The sequence below is a fragment of the Acinetobacter sp. A1-4-2 genome (assembly GCF_040233925.1).
Lineage (GTDB): Bacteria > Pseudomonadota > Gammaproteobacteria > Pseudomonadales > Moraxellaceae > Acinetobacter.
On sequence record NZ_CP157981.1, the window covers coordinates 775,591 to 794,688 of the forward strand.

General features: G+C 39.9%; 13 protein-coding genes. 9 read left to right on the forward strand and 4 right to left on the reverse strand.

Features of this window, described 5'->3' with window-relative positions; translation table 11 throughout:
* Positions 1-1,088: 1,088 nt before the first annotated feature.
* Both ABJ384_RS03770 and ABJ384_RS03775 read left to right on the forward strand, forming a co-directional pair.
* The gene (locus ABJ384_RS03770; protein ID WP_349929704.1) at positions 1,089-1,571 is read left to right on the forward strand and encodes a VOC family protein; all 483 of its coding nucleotides are present in this window, start codon (positions 1,089-1,091) and stop codon (positions 1,569-1,571) included.
* 603 nt (positions 1,572-2,174) lie between these two features.
* On the forward strand, positions 2,175-2,753 hold the full coding sequence (locus tag ABJ384_RS03775; RefSeq protein ID WP_349928933.1) for a hypothetical protein: 579 nt from the start codon (positions 2,175-2,177) through the stop codon (positions 2,751-2,753).
* Between the two features lie 350 nt (positions 2,754-3,103).
* Here the strand turns inward: ABJ384_RS03775 and ABJ384_RS03780 are convergent, their stop codons facing one another.
* Complete coding sequence (locus ABJ384_RS03780; protein ID WP_349928935.1) at positions 3,104-3,391, reverse strand: hypothetical protein; 288 nt, start codon at positions 3,389-3,391, stop codon at positions 3,104-3,106.
* 371 nt (positions 3,392-3,762) lie between these two features.
* Between ABJ384_RS03780 and apbC the strand changes: the two genes are divergently transcribed.
* Positions 3,763-5,040: an iron-sulfur cluster carrier protein ApbC gene (gene apbC, locus ABJ384_RS03785; RefSeq protein WP_349928937.1), complete on the forward strand. Its 1,278-nt coding sequence runs from the start codon at positions 3,763-3,765 to the stop codon at positions 5,038-5,040.
* Between the two features lie 197 nt (positions 5,041-5,237).
* Here the strand turns inward: apbC and ABJ384_RS03790 are convergent, their stop codons facing one another.
* On the reverse strand, positions 5,238-5,777 hold the full coding sequence (locus ABJ384_RS03790) for a DUF2062 domain-containing protein (RefSeq protein WP_349928939.1): 540 nt from the start codon (positions 5,775-5,777) through the stop codon (positions 5,238-5,240).
* Positions 5,778-6,054: 277 nt separating this feature from the next.
* Here ABJ384_RS03790 and ABJ384_RS03795 point away from each other — a divergent pair, with 277 nt between their 5' ends.
* From ABJ384_RS03795 to ABJ384_RS03820, 6 genes are all read left to right on the forward strand, one after another.
* Positions 6,055-6,648 (forward strand): LysE family transporter, encoded by a 594-nt coding sequence (locus tag ABJ384_RS03795; protein WP_349928940.1) that lies wholly within the window; start codon positions 6,055-6,057, stop codon positions 6,646-6,648.
* Positions 6,649-6,789: 141 nt separating this feature from the next.
* A complete protein-coding gene (gene dcd, locus ABJ384_RS03800) occupies positions 6,790-7,359 on the forward strand; it encodes a dCTP deaminase (RefSeq protein WP_349928942.1) in 570 nt (189 codons plus the stop codon).
* 245 nt (positions 7,360-7,604) lie between these two features.
* Positions 7,605-9,710: a hypothetical protein gene (locus ABJ384_RS03805; RefSeq protein WP_349928943.1), complete on the forward strand. Its 2,106-nt coding sequence runs from the start codon at positions 7,605-7,607 to the stop codon at positions 9,708-9,710.
* Between the two features lie 11 nt (positions 9,711-9,721).
* On the forward strand, positions 9,722-10,441 hold the full coding sequence (locus ABJ384_RS03810; RefSeq protein WP_349928945.1) for a hypothetical protein: 720 nt from the start codon (positions 9,722-9,724) through the stop codon (positions 10,439-10,441).
* 28 nt (positions 10,442-10,469) lie between these two features.
* A complete protein-coding gene (locus ABJ384_RS03815; protein WP_349928946.1) occupies positions 10,470-12,794 on the forward strand; it encodes a DUF6160 family protein in 2,325 nt (774 codons plus the stop codon).
* 39 nt (positions 12,795-12,833) lie between these two features.
* Positions 12,834-14,126, forward strand: a complete 1,293-nt coding sequence (locus ABJ384_RS03820; protein WP_180042437.1) for a DUF6160 family protein — start codon at positions 12,834-12,836, stop codon at positions 14,124-14,126.
* A 52-nt stretch (positions 14,127-14,178) separates the two neighbouring features.
* On the opposite strand, the gene ABJ384_RS03825 is transcribed toward ABJ384_RS03820, so the two are convergent.
* Positions 14,179-15,894, reverse strand: a complete 1,716-nt coding sequence (locus ABJ384_RS03825; RefSeq protein WP_349928948.1) for a proline--tRNA ligase — start codon at positions 15,892-15,894, stop codon at positions 14,179-14,181.
* 96 nt (positions 15,895-15,990) lie between these two features.
* Complete coding sequence (locus ABJ384_RS03830; RefSeq protein WP_349928950.1) at positions 15,991-19,095, reverse strand: efflux RND transporter permease subunit; 3,105 nt, start codon at positions 19,093-19,095, stop codon at positions 15,991-15,993.
* Positions 19,096-19,098: the final 3 nt, after the last annotated feature.

Consider the following 19,098-nt stretch of genomic DNA (forward strand, 5'->3'; position numbering starts at 1 on the left):
TAAAATACTTATATTTAAGGTGGGCCTATTTTTTAGGTGTTAGGTGTAAGATTTTTTATTACTTGGCGAGTCAGTTATATAAAACTATGGTGCCTCCATTGCTTTATGACCGTTGCTGAAGAGTTGAACTTCTCTTAGTCAATAAATCAAAGATGAGGAATAAGGTATTGATGTGAAAAGCCATACTGTATCAAACCTAAAGAGGAGTTTGCTGAGGAAAATGTATTTTCCTTAAATGGGTACTTGACCCTGCACAACGCAGTTTTGGACTTTACTAAAAGCTTAGGGCATTCGGCACAATATTGTACAAAAGGTCAATAATATCCTGTCTAACCTTTATCATCTCGATCGGGGTGAGCTGAGAATGTACCATTTTGCTGGGCTATATTGTGTCTTTGAGTATGAATGAACGTGTGCTTCAGCCATGGATATAAAGCTACTTTATCCTTTAGGTGAATATGAAGGAACTCCGGAGAGGTACAGGGGCTCGTTTTTTATTTCTTTTGATAAATCGTTTATTTTTAAATCATCAACCATCGTTCAAATTCAGCAACTTTAGCTATTTTTCTAACCATGGCAGCATCAAAAAAAACTATCAAAAAGCCCACATTAATCAATTCCTGACGAATATCCTCTATCTTTTGCTACTTAAGTCTAATACGGTTTTCATGAATAAAAATAGGGATTTAGACGCCAAAAATATTGTGAAAATTATGTTTAACTCTAAATCAGCATTTAATGAAAGTAGTAATCATTTAATTATCGGTAATCTCCCCTAAAAATGATCGTCTCTCAGACTCCCATGAATTATCGTTAACTATCAAAATGAAAATATTTTAGTGATAGAGGAATACAACAAACCTATCTCATAATTTTTATCATCATTCATTAAATTCTATGAAAAACCAGTGGTTTTGCTCACTAAAAAATACGTTTAGATTAATAAAAATACAATTATGAAATAGGCCTATTCCATTTTTTGCTTAAATATAGAAAAAGTGTTGAATAGAATATTTAGACCGATATTGGAAATATTGGACAGTGATGACGAATCACATCAACTCTAGTCTCTATAAAGAGGTGAAATGATGAATATTGCAAAGAATAGCATATGCCTCTGGTACGATAATGACGCTGAAGGCGCTGCAAGATTTTATGCCGAGACCTTTCCAGATTCATCGATTGGTGCAGTGCACTGTGCACCTGGAAATTATCCATCAGGGAAAGCAGGGGATATTTTAACTGTAGAGTTTACCGTGCTAGGCGTTGCCTGCATCGGACTAAATGGCGGATCAGCATTTAAACACAACGAAGCGTTCTCATTTCAGGTTGCCACCGAGGATCAGGAGGAAACGGATCGCTACTGGAATGCGATTGTCGGAAATGGTGGTCAGGAAAGCGAATGTGGTTGGTGTAAAGATAAATGGGGAATCTCTTGGCAGATTACCCCAATCGTCCTAACGAAAGCTTATACCAGTCCTGACCGTGCGGCTGCCAAACGTGCATTTGATGCCATGATGACCATGAAAAAAATTGACATTTCTGTAATAGAAGCCGCATTTCGTGGTTGAAATGGGGGCGGGAGTCGGCAATTCCTTCAAGTTGTGGCCGCTTGCTTAGATGGGGCAACTCAAAACATGCTGAAAAGGACCATATTTAAAAAACCAAATCAAATATTAAAAAACTTTTATTAGAAAACTCTTGTTCGAGAATTTTTATCAGTTGCCTGATGAGAAGCTGCAAAATTAAAGCCTTCTATAATTTTTAGCACAGGTTAAAGCAGCCGAAGCTGCGTTTTTAATGAAAAATTTAAGCTGTCACTACATCTGAAGTGATGATCACTTATCATGTTCTTTCCCTATTCAAAAATAGAATAGATAATATTTTTCCAGGATATTGGGGACAGTCCAAATAAGATCGTTTTATGGTCAGGATACCGTGAGTGGCATGGTTTCTATATTGGTAAATTATTGTGTCCTAGTGATTTCATTTGTTATGAAATCTGTGCATTGCGGTACATCATATTGATGGAATAACTCAATATGATTAAAAATAATCAGCAAAATAATAATTATGTTGCATTCCATTTTTAGTTAGTTTTGTTATAGGGCCAATGTGCCAGATAACTTGAGTTAGGGGGTCACAAACATAACCTCCAATTTGGAGCACAGACCATGAATTTCCCTAAAATATTAATTGTCACCGGATGGGTTGTCCTATCCGCACCGGCCATCTTCGCAGCGGAGACCAAAGGCGGTAAACCGGGCAGTACCCCGGCAGCTGACCAGAAGGCTATCGCCAGCGCAATGAGCGCAGCACCGAAAAAAGTCAGCGCAGCAGCAACCATTGTGGCTATAGGCTCAGATGGCAAGATGCGTACTTTGCACAAAGGTAGTAATGGTTTTACATGTATGCCTGACAATCCGACTACTCCCGGTCCAGACCCGATGTGCATGGACAAGGCAGCTCTGGAATGGGCGGAAGCCTGGATGGGCCACAAAAAACCAATTGCAGGTAAAATTGGCTTTATGTACATGTTGGCGGGTGGAACCGATGCCAGTAATACAGATCCCTATGCCCAAAAACCCACTACTGGTAACCACTGGATCAAGACCGGCCCCCACGTCATGATTGTTGGTGCTGAACCAAGTTTTTATGACATGTACCCGAAGCATGCCCAGCCGGATACGGCTGTACCTTACGTGATGTGGCCTGGAACGCCATACCAGCACTTGATGATCCCGGTTAAGTGAGTGCACAGAAGGCTGCTAGGCGCTCATAATTTGATAGAAACAGGTACATCATCTAGAGATAACAGCGCATTCTTTAATTGCAGCGGTACGCCTTCGACGGCCGCTGCAACAAATCCCTGTCAGGATTTAAACAGGATACTTCATCATAAAAGGTTTAGATTTTTTTAATTTATAAACCTGCATAAATCGGTTTGTTTTGTAAAATTTACAAATCTGGATGCTTATTGGGTTAAAAACACAGAAAAAATTGCAGTCGTAAGACACAATCAAACCTAAAACTGTTCAGCTTTCAAGTGACATCAGAGCGAAACAATATCCATTTTAGCTATTTTTTAGTTAATAATTTTGAATCATTGCTTTGTAATTTTAGTTTGCATGTCCTGATCGGTATTCAGCCATTCAATTTTTTTTACCCGGTCGTTCACAATGGTAATGGTGTAAAGCATATTTTCAACTTCATAGGTATAGTCCATCGCCAGATAACGGTTTTTACCTTCTTGGAGTTCATGTGTAATCATGGAGCTTGGGGATAAATGCATACGACTTTGCATGTCGGCATAAGAATCTCCCAAACTGAGGGACTGACCCGCTGGAGTGCGTATCGATGATGTTTCATTTGCTGCGTGAGTAAATGACATTGCTGACAAAAATATAATTGGAATTAGGTGCTTAAATAACATGTTATCCCCAAAATAAAATGATAAACAGAATAATTCACCAATATAAAGAACAAAATAGCAGCATGTCTGTAGCAGAATTATTAACAAAAATGGGCAGATATCTGGCAGATCAATCTGACTTAAGGCTGCTTTGTTGTTGTATGCACTTGCTATCTCAATCAGCTGAACAAGACATTGTAGAAATAAAAATACAAAACTGAATTCCACGCTATCGATTCATTTGGATTTATCATTACATTCACCAAGCTATAAAGAACTATGCTTAACCTTCGCTGCATTTACAGCTAAACTATGCTATTCAGCTGTATGTCCGTACTTGGAGTAAACTTATGTCGTGGCTTTCTTCGCTTAAATCTGTCTTTTCACCCGCGCAAGAGGTGAAGGAGGAAGAAATCCAGAATGTGTTACAGGGCTATATCTTGCCTAATTCCAACCATGCCTTGAAGGACCGAATTACACAAGTCAATGTAGAAGGGCAAGTATTACAAATCACCATTCATACTTATCCTGAGGAAGCCGATCATCTTCAAAAAATTCATGATGATCTGGGTGATGCACTGGAAAAATGCGGCATCCAGGAACTGAATATGCATGTCATTCAGCAAAAGCATCAACATGGTGAAAGCTGTTCTAACCCTGAACATGGCAAACAGGGGCATAGCTGCGCAAGTAATGCACAGACTTCAACGGCATCTTCAGCTCAAAAACTTCCCCCTGTAGTCGATGCTGCCGGACAAACGGCTCCAGCTGAAAGCAAACAGGAAGAAGATCCTAATAATCCACCGATCCAGAAAGCAGCACCGCAGCAAAGAGATGTGCCAAAGCATCCACGTATTCAAAATGTGATCCTGGTTTCATCAGGTAAAGGTGGCGTGGGTAAGTCGACAACTACGGTTAACCTCGCATTGGCCTTACAAAAACTGGGCTTAAAAGTCGGTGTTCTAGATGCCGATATCTATGGGCCAAGTATTCCCACCATGTTAGGCAATGCCGGACGTACGCCTATGATTGAAGCAGAAAATTTTGTTCCGCTTGATGCTTATGGTATGGCTGTACTCTCCATTGGTCATTTAACCGGAGATAACAACACTCCGGTTGCCTGGCGTGGTCCCAAAGCGACTGGTGCTTTAATGCAATTATTTAACCAGACTTTATGGCCAGACCTGGATGTGTTAATGATTGATATGCCACCAGGAACAGGGGATATTCAATTAACCCTGGCGCAGCGTATTCCGGTGACCGGGGCAGTGATTGTCACCACCCCGCAAAATGTTGCCTTACTGGATGCAACGAAGGGTATTGAACTGTTTAATAAAGTTCAGATTCCTGTGATTGGCGTAATTGAAAACATGTCGACTCATATCTGCTCTAATTGTGGTTATGAGGAACAGATTTTTGGTACAGGGGGTGGCGACAAATTGGCTGAACAATACCACATTCCTTTACTTGGGCGTTTACCATTAAATGTGCAAATTCGCGAAAATGCAGATGCCGGTAAACCTTCTGTGCTGGTGGGAGATGATGCGGCTGAGAGTTATATGGCTATTGCGCAAAAAATTGCCGATCAATTGCCAAAAGCAGAAAAACCACACAATAGAATTTTCTAATTTTTTTGTGGTTTGATTAAAGCAACATTTTCGAAAAGCCCAACGTTGTTTGGGCTTTTTATATCGTAGATTTAGTTTTTAGTTGTTATGAAAACAATGTGATGAAACAGCGAGAAATCAGCTGAGTTTCATTTTTATAGTTACAGTGAATTTGAAGAGGCTAAATAGTGAAATATAGTTAAAAGATGCAATGATTACTAAAAATCTCGGCGGCGTTTATGGTGCTGAATAATATTCCATCGCCACAATAGTCGGGTAATCACGAACAATACAATTGCAAAGATGAAAGCTTCGAGTACCAGTCCAGATAATAAAATTTTCGCCAGACTCAAGTCGATATGTCCATGCCCAAAGTGGGTGATAGCGTGGCTGATCTGATGCAATACACCCAGCATCATATCCTGATCAATCATATTAACCTGAAATATTTTGCTGCCTAACCAGAACCCAAGATACAGAATCGGAACCAGGGTAAAAGGATTGGTCAACCAGGCCAGACATAAGCTCACAGGTAAATTGACTTCAAATAGCAATACCGTCAATACAATCAAGACACTGTGAAACGGTAAGGGTAACATACCCCAAAACGTGCCAATAAAAACAGCTTTTGAAATGGACTTTCTGTTCACATACCAAAGTACAGGATTTAAGGTACGTTGACCAAAAATCTTCATTACTTTCATCCCTGCAACTTTTTGTGGTGAGGGAAGCCAGGACTGAAAGAACTGTTTTGCCATAAAAGTAGGTCGCTTAAATGATAGGGTATTGTGCCTGAATAGCTCACTCAGGGACAGATCAAGCTCGGTAAATGTAAATGATCAATCTTAAAAAAAGATTTATTGAAATTTTTTTTAACAAATGACTCCTGAGTAAAACTGCAGATATTAGTTTTAATTTATTGAAACTTAAATATTTTTTTAAAAAAATTCTAAGTTTTTAAAAGATGTAAAATTTCTGATTTGCTAAGTACAATAAACTGATTTACTCTTCGCGCACTCTATAGAGAGATCGCATATGATTTCATGGTTATTCATTGGTCTAGTCATTAGCATTCTATTGACGCCTGGCCCAACAAATACCTTACTTGCATCATCCGGTATTCAGATTGGTGTACGTAAATCATTACGATTAATTCCTGCCGAAGCGATTGGTTATTTAATTGCGATTACAGTTTGGGGCGTGATCATTGGCAGCGTTTCAACTCAATTTCCCATGCTTCCGACCTTGTTAAAGCTACTGAGTGCATTCTATATTATTTTCCTCGCCATTAAACTTTGGAAAACTGCTGATATTGAAGCAAGTTTTAATTTGCCGACCATCCGTGCCCGCGAATTGTTCTGTGCAACTTTACTCAATCCTAAAGCCTTACTGTTTGCTTCAGCTATCTTTCCAAGCACAGCCTGGCTAACGCTGAATAATTATTTAGTTCATATTGTCATGTTTCTGCTACTGATTGTGCCTATTGCTTTGTTTTGGACATTTATTGGATCAATTCTGGCTTCTAATAAAGTACGCTGGTTAAATCAATCCAATTTACAAAAGACTGCTTCTATCATCTTAATCAGTTTTTCAATTCCATTAAGTTATTCTGCTATTTTGAGTCTTTAAACTTTTAAGTCTTGAAATTACGGCGATGAAAATATACATTTTGTAAAAAAACACCTCATCGCCTGATCATTATTTTCATTGTAGCCAATTTCAGTTAAAGTACAGCGCAATAATCGAATTAACTATTTTTGGATTGAAATAATGGCAATTAAGTCTGATCGTTGGATTCGCGAAATGAGCGAAAAACACGGCATGATTGAACCGTATGCGGAAAACCAGGTACGTTATGATGAAGCTGGTGAAAAACTCATTTCTTATGGTGTTTCAAGCTATGGTTATGATGTTCGTTGTGCACGCGAATTTAAAGTATTTACCAATGTTCATTCAGCAATTGTCGATCCAAAAAACTTTGATGATAAAAGCTTTATCGACATTGAATCGGATGTTTGCATTATTCCGCCCAATTCATTTGCTTTGGCCCGTACCGTAGAGTATTTCCGTATTCCGCGTAATGTTTTGACTGTATGTCTTGGTAAATCGACTTATGCACGCTGCGGTATTATTGTGAATGTCACTCCACTTGAACCAGAGTGGGAAGGACATGTGACACTGGAATTTTCAAATACCACCAACTTGCCAGCACGTATTTATGCAGGTGAAGGTGTTGCGCAAATGTTGTTCTTTGAATCTGATGAAGTATGTGAAACTTCATATAAAGACCGGGGTGGTAAATATCAAGGACAAACCGGTGTGACTTTGCCAAAAGCATAAATATTACAAATAATTGAATAAGCGGATCATTTTGGTCCGCTTATTTTTTGCTTGCTTCATTCATCGGAAACTGTGTTCATTCGCCCAGTTTTTTTTGCAATTGCAATAATATTCAGCATAATAAAAAGTTGAACAGACTTGGTCAGAACATTGTCATCATGACAAATAAATAAAAATTCGACATACCAAGCATAGGATAAATTAAAAATAATGATGCGGAGCATCTGATAAAAAGGAAGGTCGTGATGACTCAGAGTTGGAATAATACAAGATTTAAAAAATCTTGTTTGGCGAGCATGCTCGCAGCTTTACTTAGCCCATCAGTTTATGCGCTTGAATCTTTGTCAGATGATCATCTTTCTGAAACTACAGGTGAAGGCGTTGCTTTAGCCCTTGAAAATTTTAAGATGGTCTTTCAAGGTCCAAACGAAATTTCACAAGCTTCAAGTTATGGCAAAGGTATTGCCGATCCGGGACAGTATGATACGGGCTTTATCCGAATTATTCCGACGGGTGAAAATTATGAACTGCTTGGTCAGCGCGCTTATACTAAAATTTATAATAAAGCTTATACGGATGCTTACTTAAGCGGGAAGGCTGCTAATTATAACGGTGTTTACGAAAATACTTATCAATCTGCTTATAATACTTATAGAACAAATAACTATACGACTGTTAACACAACTGTAAAGAATAACTATACAGCAGAATATCGGGGGAATGTGGTACAAAGTTATGTCGACTCTCCTTTGATGAAGCAATATTATCAACAACGTTATGATGATTATTATGATGGGAATGTGTGGCCATTAAGTGTAAAAGATGATGGTACAACTGAACCGGGGGCTGCCGAATCTACATTATGGTTAAAAGACAAATCCCAACAATATGCTACAAAAAATACATTAGAAATGATTGAATTGCTTTATGGCAATCGTTCAACTGAAAGTATACCTACAACTACCTATTCACAAAGTGTAACCAGGCAAAATACGATCGACACCACTGTTGCGAATCAACTGGAAGTTAAAACCCAAGCAGTACTTAATCAACAAGCCGCTGAATATGCGAAAAGCGTAGCCACTACAGCAAGTAATACTGCACTTGCTGAGGTTGAAGCTGAAGCCATTCGATTGGCAAAATTGGCAGCAGCTCAAGCTACAGTAGGAAGTTTAAGAACCAAAGCAGATGTTTTTATTTATGGTCTGGCTCTTTCTAAAAGTGATGGGTCTTTGAGTACCCGATACAGTAATCAAGGTTTTAATTGGGGAACAGCAGCAAATCCATGGCTGATTCGTGCAGGTAATGTGGATACGATTCAGTTTGCAAAAGGCAATAAGGCCAATGTCGGTTATATTGCATTGGAAGCACCGTTAAAGCTAAAAGGAACAGATACCAGTGACACTTTTAAATTAGGCTTCTGGAGCGATATTTTTTCACGCCAATTAAGTTCAAGTAATATGGTGGATTCGTTAACAGGAGCACCCACTTCTGGACTAGATAAAGATTATCGTTTGAGAACCCAGTTTATTGCCAATGGCTTGAATTTAAATGGGTCACAAGTTCGATTATTCCAAACATTACCAGCAACGAGCAATGCCAATTACAATCAAACTTTAGGCATGGCTGCAATTTTACGTCTAAATACTCATGATGATCCATCCACGCTAAAAGCAACGGATGCCGACCTGGATGCTCGTGGAATTAGAATGAGTACTGCTGCAAAAAAAGGCCCGGACAGCACTCCTGATCTATATGATGGTACCGCCGTCACTCCAGCGATTGACCGCTCATTAGCCCCTATATTTAATGATGTAGAAGGGATGTATTTATATAGTCCCAATATTAACTTGGTATTAGGGAATATGTATCAGCCTTTTATTTTAGGTTCTGAAGGTAACAATATTATTTTAGAAATTACCCGTATTCCAAATGTGCCAGAAATATATTCACAAATTTATACTTATTATAGTGACACAGACTCAACAACTGTATTGAAAGATAAAAATAATCAGAATATTGCGATGATTGATAAAGATGGAGTGACCTACACGAAACTTTCTGATTATTTAAAAGGTTCAACCTGCAATGTTTATAGTTGCGGTACTGAAATTACCACAACAGCAAATAACATAACTACGACTTATCAAGGTCGAAATGCAACCCATAGTAGTATCAGTATTGGTACGGTAGAACGGTCAGCTACAGGTAATTTGTTAAACGCCAATAAAACTGCAGATGCAACCGGGGTTGTCTTTAAAAATATTAATGGCCAGGCGACAAATTTAGGCTCAGTTGCAATTGATGGTGTACTCATTCAGCACCTAAAAATAAAAACAACAGGTTTATAGGAGAATAGGCTATGTATCCACGTATTAAAACTTCTATCCTGAACCTGGTTTGTTCAATTTCTATCTTGGCTTTTACCCCTATTGCAAATGCACAGTTAGTAGGTATGGCTAATGATGAGATGACTGATATATCTGGACAAGGTGGTGCAGATTTAAGTTGGACTCTATCGTTAAATCATCGCTATGCTAAAGATTTATCTCTAAAAAATATTTCAGTTTTTGATACAACAGGTAAGGCAACAGAGGCATTTTATACTTATAGTTGTACTGATAATGTATTTTGCCGTTTAGCGATCGCACCGAATAATCATAAAGATGCTGCGGGTAATAAAAAATGGTTGGTTTTTAAAGGCATTCAAGGCACCTTACAAATTGATCAGTTTTCATTAGATGGTGCGACCATTATTAACCGTGACGGTAATCCTCAGACTGCATTACAAATTTCTTTTTTTGATGATAAGCCACTGAAAATTAGGAATTTAGGTTTTAATACTTTGGCGGTCGAAACAGGTGATGCAGGTGTTGAAGGGTATGCCAATAATATGATTTATAGCACCTATACAGAAAAAAAATCTGATGGAACAACAGTTGCAGGCTTAGATGTACCGACGTTTGATAAAAATACAGAAAAAGGCTTTATGGGCTTAAATACGCATGGCAATTTGCATATGTCAGGTAATTTAAAAATATTCAGTTTTAACTGTACAGGTGCAGGAACTGCGCGCTGTTAATTGAATAAAGCCAGATAGGGATATAAGAATGAAAAAAATAACAAAGTTAAAAATACTTACGGCAAGCATTTTGATTGCACAACAAAGCCATGCATTTGAGCAACTTTCCGATGATTATCTTGGCTCAGTAACCGGGCAAGATGGTATCAGCATTACACATGAGATCTCCAAGGCAACTATAAATGCTGTCAACTGGGTTGATTCTTCTTCGAAAGGTAATGCCAACGATTCATTGTTACGTCCTGATACCATGAAGATGGGGCTGAAAGATGTGACCATGTCAGGTGTCAATAATCAATCGATTATTTCTACGCTTGACTTTGATGTGGGGGCAACTGATCGAGGGGCTGGGATTCGCATAGAAGCCAATATTTCTCCATTTGAATTAGCTGTTAACAACCTCATGTTACTGTGTACTGATGCAGCTAAATGTCAGACTCCTGAACAAAGTTTGGGTTCTCTCGATATCAAAACCAGTTCACCACTTCGTTTACTTCTTCAAACGCAAGCAGGATTATTTAATCGAGATGAAACGGCACACCTTAATTTTCAATTGCAAAATGCCAGTATCAGTCATGGTTTAAACGGGCAAAAGCTCACTTTGAAAGATTTTAACTTCAATTTTTCTGGTGATGGCTATATGTATCTGAACTCTTATCAAGAAAGAACATCAAGCAGTTACATGGATGAAGGGATTGTCCTGACTACAAAGAGTCGTAATGGTGCGACGGATCATGTTGTAATGTTGGGACGAGTAGATGACAGCGATCCTGTCGCCAGTGCAAATTCACTGCCTGGTCGTGATACCGTACATTCATCAAGAACCAAGGCAACCAACCCAGGGGTAAATATTGACCTGCGTTATGGCAGTGATCCGAATCAGCAACGAAATTTAATTCGTATGGGGGCATCGGGTGCGGTAACCAATGCCACAATTTTCTTAAATGCCAATCAAAGTGGGATTACAGATTTTGGCCGTACTTCAACAGCGACATTAACAGGTTATGATGCGGTAGGGCTAGGCGGGCTGCATTTTGGTATTTCTGCCGATTTTACCCGTGAAGGGAATGCACTTTTAGGTACGAATCAGCCCCCAACAACCCTTGAGATTGGTCATACAGGTAATGGAAGTTATGCCATTGAATTTTCCAATTTATCACCTTTAACTGTTCGTAATTCGAGTTCTAAAACAGATTTAAATACCAAAAATGCCTATATTGATTTTGGTGACATTTATATTAATGCGATACAAGCAAAAAGTTTAGATTTTTTAATTAACGATAAAATTAAAAAGACTTTAGGGGTGAGCAATTTAGTTCAGATGCAGCAATTATCATCGATTGAAAAAGGTAATGACTTTGCATTAATCGCTATACGTGGTATGGATTTTCAATCGATTGCACGTAAAGCACGGTTTATTGCGGATAACTCTTTAGCTGAAATTACCAATGATACTAGTAGCTGGGGAATTGGTATCCCTGTTTATAATCTGAATGCGAATGTTGCGCTTGCAGGCACAGAATATACATCAAAAGTGGATGGTGGGACTAAAAAAGGAATTGCCTATAATGTGATGGCAACTACCGATGGTTATGGAATTGACACAAAAACGGGGGCAGCGAGTACCACATCATTAATTTTAATCGATGGAAAGAAAGGGCTGCACAATGAAGAAGTAAATTATTATGCCGGTTTACGTAATATTGATGCATTTGTCAAAGCCAAAGGCGTGATTGGTTACGAAGAGCAAGGAATCTACATTAGCGCCGATGATTTGCTTGTCGCTGCAAGTGCAGAAATGGCGATTGGTCAATTACCTGGTTCGCTTTATAACTGTACCAGTGGTTCTGTTAAATGTGGCAGTGTCGTTCCTGTTGATAATTTCGCCCGCAAAGATGATGTGCTGACTTCCATCGCCTTTAAACTGGATGGTAAAGGTGATTTGTTTATTATTCCCGGTATGAATGATAATGCAGAAAATAACTTCTTATCTTTCCGTGCTAATTTTGAATTTAATGCATTATCAGACACAGATAAATTGAACCCCAATATTTTGGGAAGCTACTTTAGTTTAATTAACGAAGATGTTGATGCGAATAACACGGTTGTGAAAACTTCAAGTATTAATTTGAATAAATTGCAAGGTGTCCTAGCGCTTGAATCACAAGTCAAGATGCAAAAAGATACTGTGGTATTTGATAATAAAGTGGATATTAATCCGGCTAAATCTTTGAATCAGGTATTCAGGACTGAATTATCGATGTCTACCATGCCGAATCAAATGCAGAAAATGGCAGATATTGCAATTACAGGGGGAAGTATTAGAAGTAATTTAGGTATTACTCCACGTTAACCTGTTTGAGAATAAATAAAAGAATAGGGATAGAATTTTATGAAAAAATTACTATTGGCAAGTTTGATTACTTCATCTATTGCAATACCGAGTTTAAGTCATGCAATGGTTGCTATGGATGATGATTCATTATCTGATGTAAGTGGTCAAGCATTATTGTCTATGGAATATAACGCGGGTTATAACGTTATTGATGCTAAAGGACAAAATGTAGACCAGACGAATCTGGGATTTTATAAATTGGGCCTGGAAGCTGAAATGGAAATCAACGCCAATATTAAAAAGCTACAATTAGGTTGTGGTGGGGTGAATGGTATTGGCAAATGTGATATTGATATTGATAATATTTCTTTAAGTGGCTTGCAAGGTGCAAACTATACCTCTGATGATCGTGCGGCAAGCTCAGCCCTTATTACCAATCCATTTGTTGAGTTTGCTATTAAAAATCCAAAATCTGCTTCTACTCGTGAGGTTCTTGGCTTTCGTTTAAGTGCTGAAAAAATTGCTGGCTTAATGACAATAGGAACAGAAAACAGTAGTACGCCTAATGGTATTAACTCCTTTAGTGGTTATATGAAAACCAAGGCATCTTCTGGGGTGGCAATTACAGATCCTCGAATTATGGATTATGCAGCAACGGGTCAATATATCGAAGGTGCTGTAACGGGAACATTGGTTGGTATTCCTTTAGAATTGCATTACAAGTCAAATGATTATTCATTTAACTTATCTTCAACAACGGCACCTTTTACCATTCCATCTACGATCGTATCTGGAACACGTATGACAGAGGCCGTCCTAAAAGGAACAGGAACAGTAAATCAAATAGATTTTTCTGGACCTTTAGCTGCACAGATTTCAGCATTAGGTTTAAATCTTACTTTGAACAAGCAAATCGATGGTTATTTAACTGGTTTAAAGACTGATATTACAGTGAATCAAAATTTAGGTTTGATTCATTCTTTGTATCTAAATAACGCAAGTTCATTATCACTACAGACCCAGCAAATATTGTGGCCAGGTGCATCGGTTGCTGCAAATCGAGGGTGGTGGTTAGCAATTGAAGATGAAGTGGATTTAGGGAGTATCAGTCCAACAACCAATGTAAAAATTACCGACGAAGTGCTTAAACAAACCATTGCAGGAATTAATCACGACTTAACCTCTAAGCCGCGTGCATGTGGCGATTTACTGTTTGGATGTGTTGCAGGTACCGGATTATCTGTGGGTGAAATTAAAAATCCAACACTTATTGATTTTCCATTACAGAACTTAACCTTGCAAGGACAGAACTTTAAGTCTAACTGCTTTGGTGGGCTGAAATTCTGCTAATGAGGATATAAAAAATCCCGCAGTTAGCGGGATTTTTTATTTTAAAGATGAATTACTTTGCAATTTTAGCAAGCAATTCTTCTTTTGAAATATTGACAGATTCAGCATCACGGCGACCTTTATATTCAAAAGTCCCTGCATCCAAACCTTTCTCACCAATTACAATACGGTGTGGAATCCCGGTAATTTCAAGGTCAGAGAATTTTACCCCTGGACGCTCGTCACGGTCATCCAAAATCACGTCATAACCCGCAGCTTGCAGTTCTGCATAAAGTGCTTCAGCAGCTTCCAAAGTACGTGGTGATTTATGTGCATTCATTGGAACAATCGCAACTTCAAACGGTGCAATTGCAGAAGGCCAGATAATCCCTTTGTCATCGAAGTTCTGTTCAATGGCAGAGGCTACCACACGCGTTACACCAATACCGTAGCAACCCATGGTTACAACCGTCGGTTTGCCGTCTTTACCAAGCACTTTGCAGCCTAAAGCTTCAGAGTATTTTTGGCCTAGCTGGAAGATGTGACCCACTTCAATACCACGCTTAATTTGCAGTGTTCCTTTACCATCTGGAGATGGATCACCTTCAACCACATTACGTAAGTCATAAACTTCAGTAAATGTTGCATCACGTTCCCAGTTGACACCTGTTGCATGTTTATCGGCTTCATTAGCTCCGGCAACAAAATCAGAAAGCACAGATGCCGCGCGGTCAACAATCACGGTAATGCCTTTTTCAACCAGACCTTGTGGACCAATGAAACCAGTGGTTAAGCCAAGTTCAGCAATTTGAGCTTCTGTTGCGAATGTTAAAGGCGCAGCAATTAACGGATGCTTTTCAGCCTTAATTTCATTCAGTTCATGGTCGCCACGTAAGAATAAAGCAATTACTGGAGTAGCTTTACCTTCTTCAGCAATACCTTGAACGAGTAGTGCTTTTACAGACTGCGCAGCATCGGTACCTAAGAAGGCAGATACATCGGCAATGGTTTTTTGAGCTGGTGTATCGACCAGTTTTAATTCCTGAGTTGCGGCTGCACGCTCACCGACAAGAATTGCTTCAGCCATTTCAACGTTGGCAGCATAATCAGATTCGGTAGAGAAGGCGATATCATCTTCGCCACTTGATGCTAAAACGTGGAATTCATGTGAACCTGAACCGCCAATTGAACCAGTGTCTGCCTGTACTGGACGGAAGTCTAAACCCAGGCGGCTAAAGATACGGCAGTAAGTGTCGTACATCACGTCATAGGTTTCTTGTAGTGATTCTTGATCGACATGAAAAGAATAAGCATCTTTCATGATGAATTCACGTGAACGCATTACACCAAAACGTGGACGAACTTCATCACGGAATTTGGTTTGCACCTGATAGAAATTGATTGGCAGCTGTTTGTAGCTTTTCAATTCATTTCGTGCAAGATCGGTGATCACTTCTTCGTGTGTAGGACCAAGCACAAAATCGTTATTATGACGGTCTTTGAAGCGCAGCAGTTCTGGACCATATTGCACAAAGCGGCCGGATTCTTCCCAAAGGCTTGAAGGCTGGGTTACTGGCATGAATACTTCCAGCGCTCCTGCACGGTTCATTTCTTCACGGACAATCGCTTCAACTTTATTTAGCACGCGTACGCCCATCGGCAACCAAGTGTATAAACCCGAAGCCAATTTACGAATCATCCCCGCACGTAACATGAGCTGATGTGAAATCACTTCAGCATCATTTGGGGTTTCTCTTAACGTAGCAAATAAAAAGCGACTCGCGCGCATGGAAACTGTCCTAATAATTAAGCGTTAAAGCATAAGATTATACGATAAAAAATGAGGTGAACATTTCAGAATGTCACCTCATGTCAAGTGGGTTTATTATGCCATGATTTTTCGGATTTGGCGCGTCATAAAATTCTTCAAGTCATCCAGGTAGGTGAAGATCACAGGAACCACAACCAGAGTCAATAGGGTGGAGGTGATTACGCCCCCAATCACGGCATGGGCCATGGGTGCACTTTGTTCGCCACCTTCACCCAGACCCAATGCAAGAGGAATCATCCCCATCACCATGGCACTGGTGGTCATTAAAATAGGGCGTAGACGGGTTTTACCAGCTTCTATGATGGCATCATAACGATCAACCCCACGATCCATGGCTTTTTTGATGAAGTCAATTAACAGGATGGCATTTTTGGTCACTAATCCCATCAGCATGATAATGCCAATAATGGAAAACAGGTTCATGGTGGAATTAAACAGGAATAAAGCCAGAAACACCCCAATCAGCGAGAGGGGAAGGGAAGCCATAATCGCAGCAGGATGAATGAAGCTGTTAAATTGTGAACCCAGTACAATATAGATGAACACAATGGAAAGGGTAATGGCGGTTAAGGCATAACCTGCCGATTCGGCCATGTCTTTATTTGCACCTTGCGTAGCAAAGCTATAACCGGGTGGTAAATCAAAGTTATCTTGAATTTTTTTAATGTCTTGACCGATATCCCCTGCAGGGCGGCCTGCTGTATTGGCTTCTACCAGTACTTCACGGGCCAAATCACGGCGGGTAATTTGCGATGCCCCCATACTTTCTTCGAAGTTTGCCACACTGGCTAGAGGCACTAAAATAGGCTGGCCAGAAGCATCGGTTTTTTGTGAATTCAGATAAAGATTTTCAATATCGCTCGGTAAGGTACGCCTGTTTTCAGTCAGGCGAAGATTAACATCATAGATTTCGCCTTTTTCATCTTGCCAGGTGGTAACGTTGTCGCCTGCAATTAAGGGACGAATGACACTGGCGATTTGATTGACAGAAAGACCTAAATCACTAGCAAGGACACGATTGATATGAACCGCCAAGGTGGGCTTAGGTTCTTTAAGTGAACTTTCAAGATCGACGATACCTTCGACTTTGGAAATTTCTGCCAGAAAGCGATCGGAGATTTTTTGCAGTTCGTTCAGGTCGGTGCCTTTAATGGAAATCAGGATCGGTTTTTGCCCTCCTGAAACCGTTTCATCTGCCGAAGCCACCGAGGTAATGGTAATACCCGCTACACTTTGCAAGCGCTGGCGAAACTCGTTATTCAGTTGGTTCAGGGTCTTATCACGCTCCAGACGAGGAGTGACCTTGACCCGTATGCTGACATGGTTTTTACCACGATCCGTTACCCCATTGATAATGCTGTAGGTATTACGTACATCGGGATGCTGGCGCAGAATATTTTCTACTTGCAACAATTTGGCTTGTGAATATTCGAGTGAGGCATCTACAGGCGTTTCAAATTTAATCCGAATTTCGTTTTTATCTGGAACAGGAACAAATTCCGTACCAATCAATTTAGATAAACCCAATGCACCAAAAAGTGAAGCTGCGGCCACTATCAGGGTTAAAATACGGAAGTGTAGTGCCAGTTTTAACAGTTTTTCATAGTAATGGCTTAAATGATCAAGCTTGTTGGATATCCAGTTAAATAAGCGCTTGATTCTGCTGGGTTTCTTGTTTGGATTATGTTTTTCAGCCCAGTGTGCAGAAAGCATGGGATCGAGGGTAAAGCTGACAAACATTGAAATCAGCACGGCAGCGCTGACCGTTACTCCAAATTGATAGAAGAATTTACCGATAATACCTCCCATAAATGCAACCGGTAAAAATACCGCAACAATGGTCATTGTAGTGGCTAAAACTGCAAGTCCAATTTCTTTGGTGCCATCGAGTGCTGCCGTTACAGCATCTTTGCCCATATCGGCATGACGGACAATATTTTCCCGCACTACAATTGCATCATCAATCAACAGGCCAATACTGAGGGATAATGCCAGTAAGGTCATCATGTTAATAGTGAAGCCGAAAGCCCAAATAAAGGTTAATGTCCCCAACAGGGAAATCGGTAAGGTCAGCCCGGTAATGGCGGTAGAGCGAAAAGAACCCAAGAACAGTAAAACAATCAGAACAGCGAGAACCGCACCTTCAATAATGGTCCGTGCCACATCTTTAATACTGCCACGAATACCTTTGGAGCTATCGACGGCAACTTTAGCCACAGTACCCTCGGGGAGCTGTTTCTCGATTTTTGCTAGGACTTTATAGTTGGCATTGACCACATCAATTACATTGGAATCCGAATTGCGCAGAATATCAATCGCGACCGCAGCTTTACCATTTAAATAAGCACTGGATTCCAGATCGGCTTGACCATCTTCAATGCTTGCCACCTGTTTTAGAAAAATAGGAGCACCATTTTTATTGGCAATAATCAAGTCACCAAATGATTGCGGGTGAATCACTTTGGATTTGATTTCCACCACCAGTTCAGAGGTAGGCTGTTTTAAGGTTCCCCCCGGAACCTCAATATTTTCACCTTTCAAGGTATTGATGACTTTATCTACACCAATACCAAAGCTTTGCAGTTTTTGCGGATCGACTTCAATACGAATCTGGCGCTGTGCATCACCCAGTAAATTGACTGTACCCACGCCCGGCACGGTTCGAAGTTGCGGGACAATCTGCTGACTTAAATAGGAACTCAAGTCACGTAACGGCATGGTCTCCGATTCAAACACAATCGACATCACCGCATTGGCAGTAGGGTCATAACGTTCAACAACAGGATCCTGAATTTCATCTCGAAACTGGGCGGTAACAGGAGCAATCTTATCGCGAATATCCTGGGCGGCAACCGCAGAAGACATATCCAGATTGAATTCGACAATAATGGTCGACAGCCCTTCACTAGACTGGGAAATAATCTGTTTTAAACCTGAAATGGTATTGATCTGGTCTTCCATTTTTTTGGTAATTTCAGATTCAATGGTTTCAGGGGAGGCACCCGGATAGGAGGTATAGACTACAACAAATGGAAAATCGACATCGGGAAATTCTTCTACGCCCATGCGTTGCCAAGATGCCAGCCCCAGTACCAGTAAACACAACATCATCATGATGGTGAAAACAGGATATTTAACGCTAATTCGGGTAAACCACATAAG

What these genes read in the sequence shown, in the direction of transcription:
- ABJ384_RS03770 (WP_349929704.1), top strand. Translation starts at nt 1,089, where the DNA reads ATGAATATTGCAAAGAATAGCATATGCCTCTGGTACGATAATGACGCT.
- ABJ384_RS03775 (WP_349928933.1), top strand. Translation starts at nt 2,175, where the DNA reads ATGAATTTCCCTAAAATATTAATTGTCACCGGATGGGTTGTCCTATCC.
- ABJ384_RS03780 (WP_349928935.1), bottom strand. Translation starts at nt 3,391, where the DNA reads ATGTCATTTACTCACGCAGCAAATGAAACATCATCGATACGCACTCCA.
- apbC (WP_349928937.1), top strand. Translation starts at nt 3,763, where the DNA reads ATGTCGTGGCTTTCTTCGCTTAAATCTGTCTTTTCACCCGCGCAAGAG.
- ABJ384_RS03790 (WP_349928939.1), bottom strand. Translation starts at nt 5,777, where the DNA reads ATGGCAAAACAGTTCTTTCAGTCCTGGCTTCCCTCACCACAAAAAGTT.
- ABJ384_RS03795 (WP_349928940.1), top strand. Translation starts at nt 6,055, where the DNA reads ATGATTTCATGGTTATTCATTGGTCTAGTCATTAGCATTCTATTGACG.
- dcd (WP_349928942.1), top strand. Translation starts at nt 6,790, where the DNA reads ATGGCAATTAAGTCTGATCGTTGGATTCGCGAAATGAGCGAAAAACAC.
- ABJ384_RS03805 (WP_349928943.1), top strand. Translation starts at nt 7,605, where the DNA reads ATGACTCAGAGTTGGAATAATACAAGATTTAAAAAATCTTGTTTGGCG.
- ABJ384_RS03810 (WP_349928945.1), top strand. Translation starts at nt 9,722, where the DNA reads ATGTATCCACGTATTAAAACTTCTATCCTGAACCTGGTTTGTTCAATT.
- ABJ384_RS03815 (WP_349928946.1), top strand. Translation starts at nt 10,470, where the DNA reads ATGAAAAAAATAACAAAGTTAAAAATACTTACGGCAAGCATTTTGATT.
- ABJ384_RS03820 (WP_180042437.1), top strand. Translation starts at nt 12,834, where the DNA reads ATGAAAAAATTACTATTGGCAAGTTTGATTACTTCATCTATTGCAATA.
- ABJ384_RS03825 (WP_349928948.1), bottom strand. Translation starts at nt 15,894, where the DNA reads ATGCGCGCGAGTCGCTTTTTATTTGCTACGTTAAGAGAAACCCCAAAT.
- ABJ384_RS03830 (WP_349928950.1), bottom strand. Translation starts at nt 19,095, where the DNA reads ATGTGGTTTACCCGAATTAGCGTTAAATATCCTGTTTTCACCATCATG.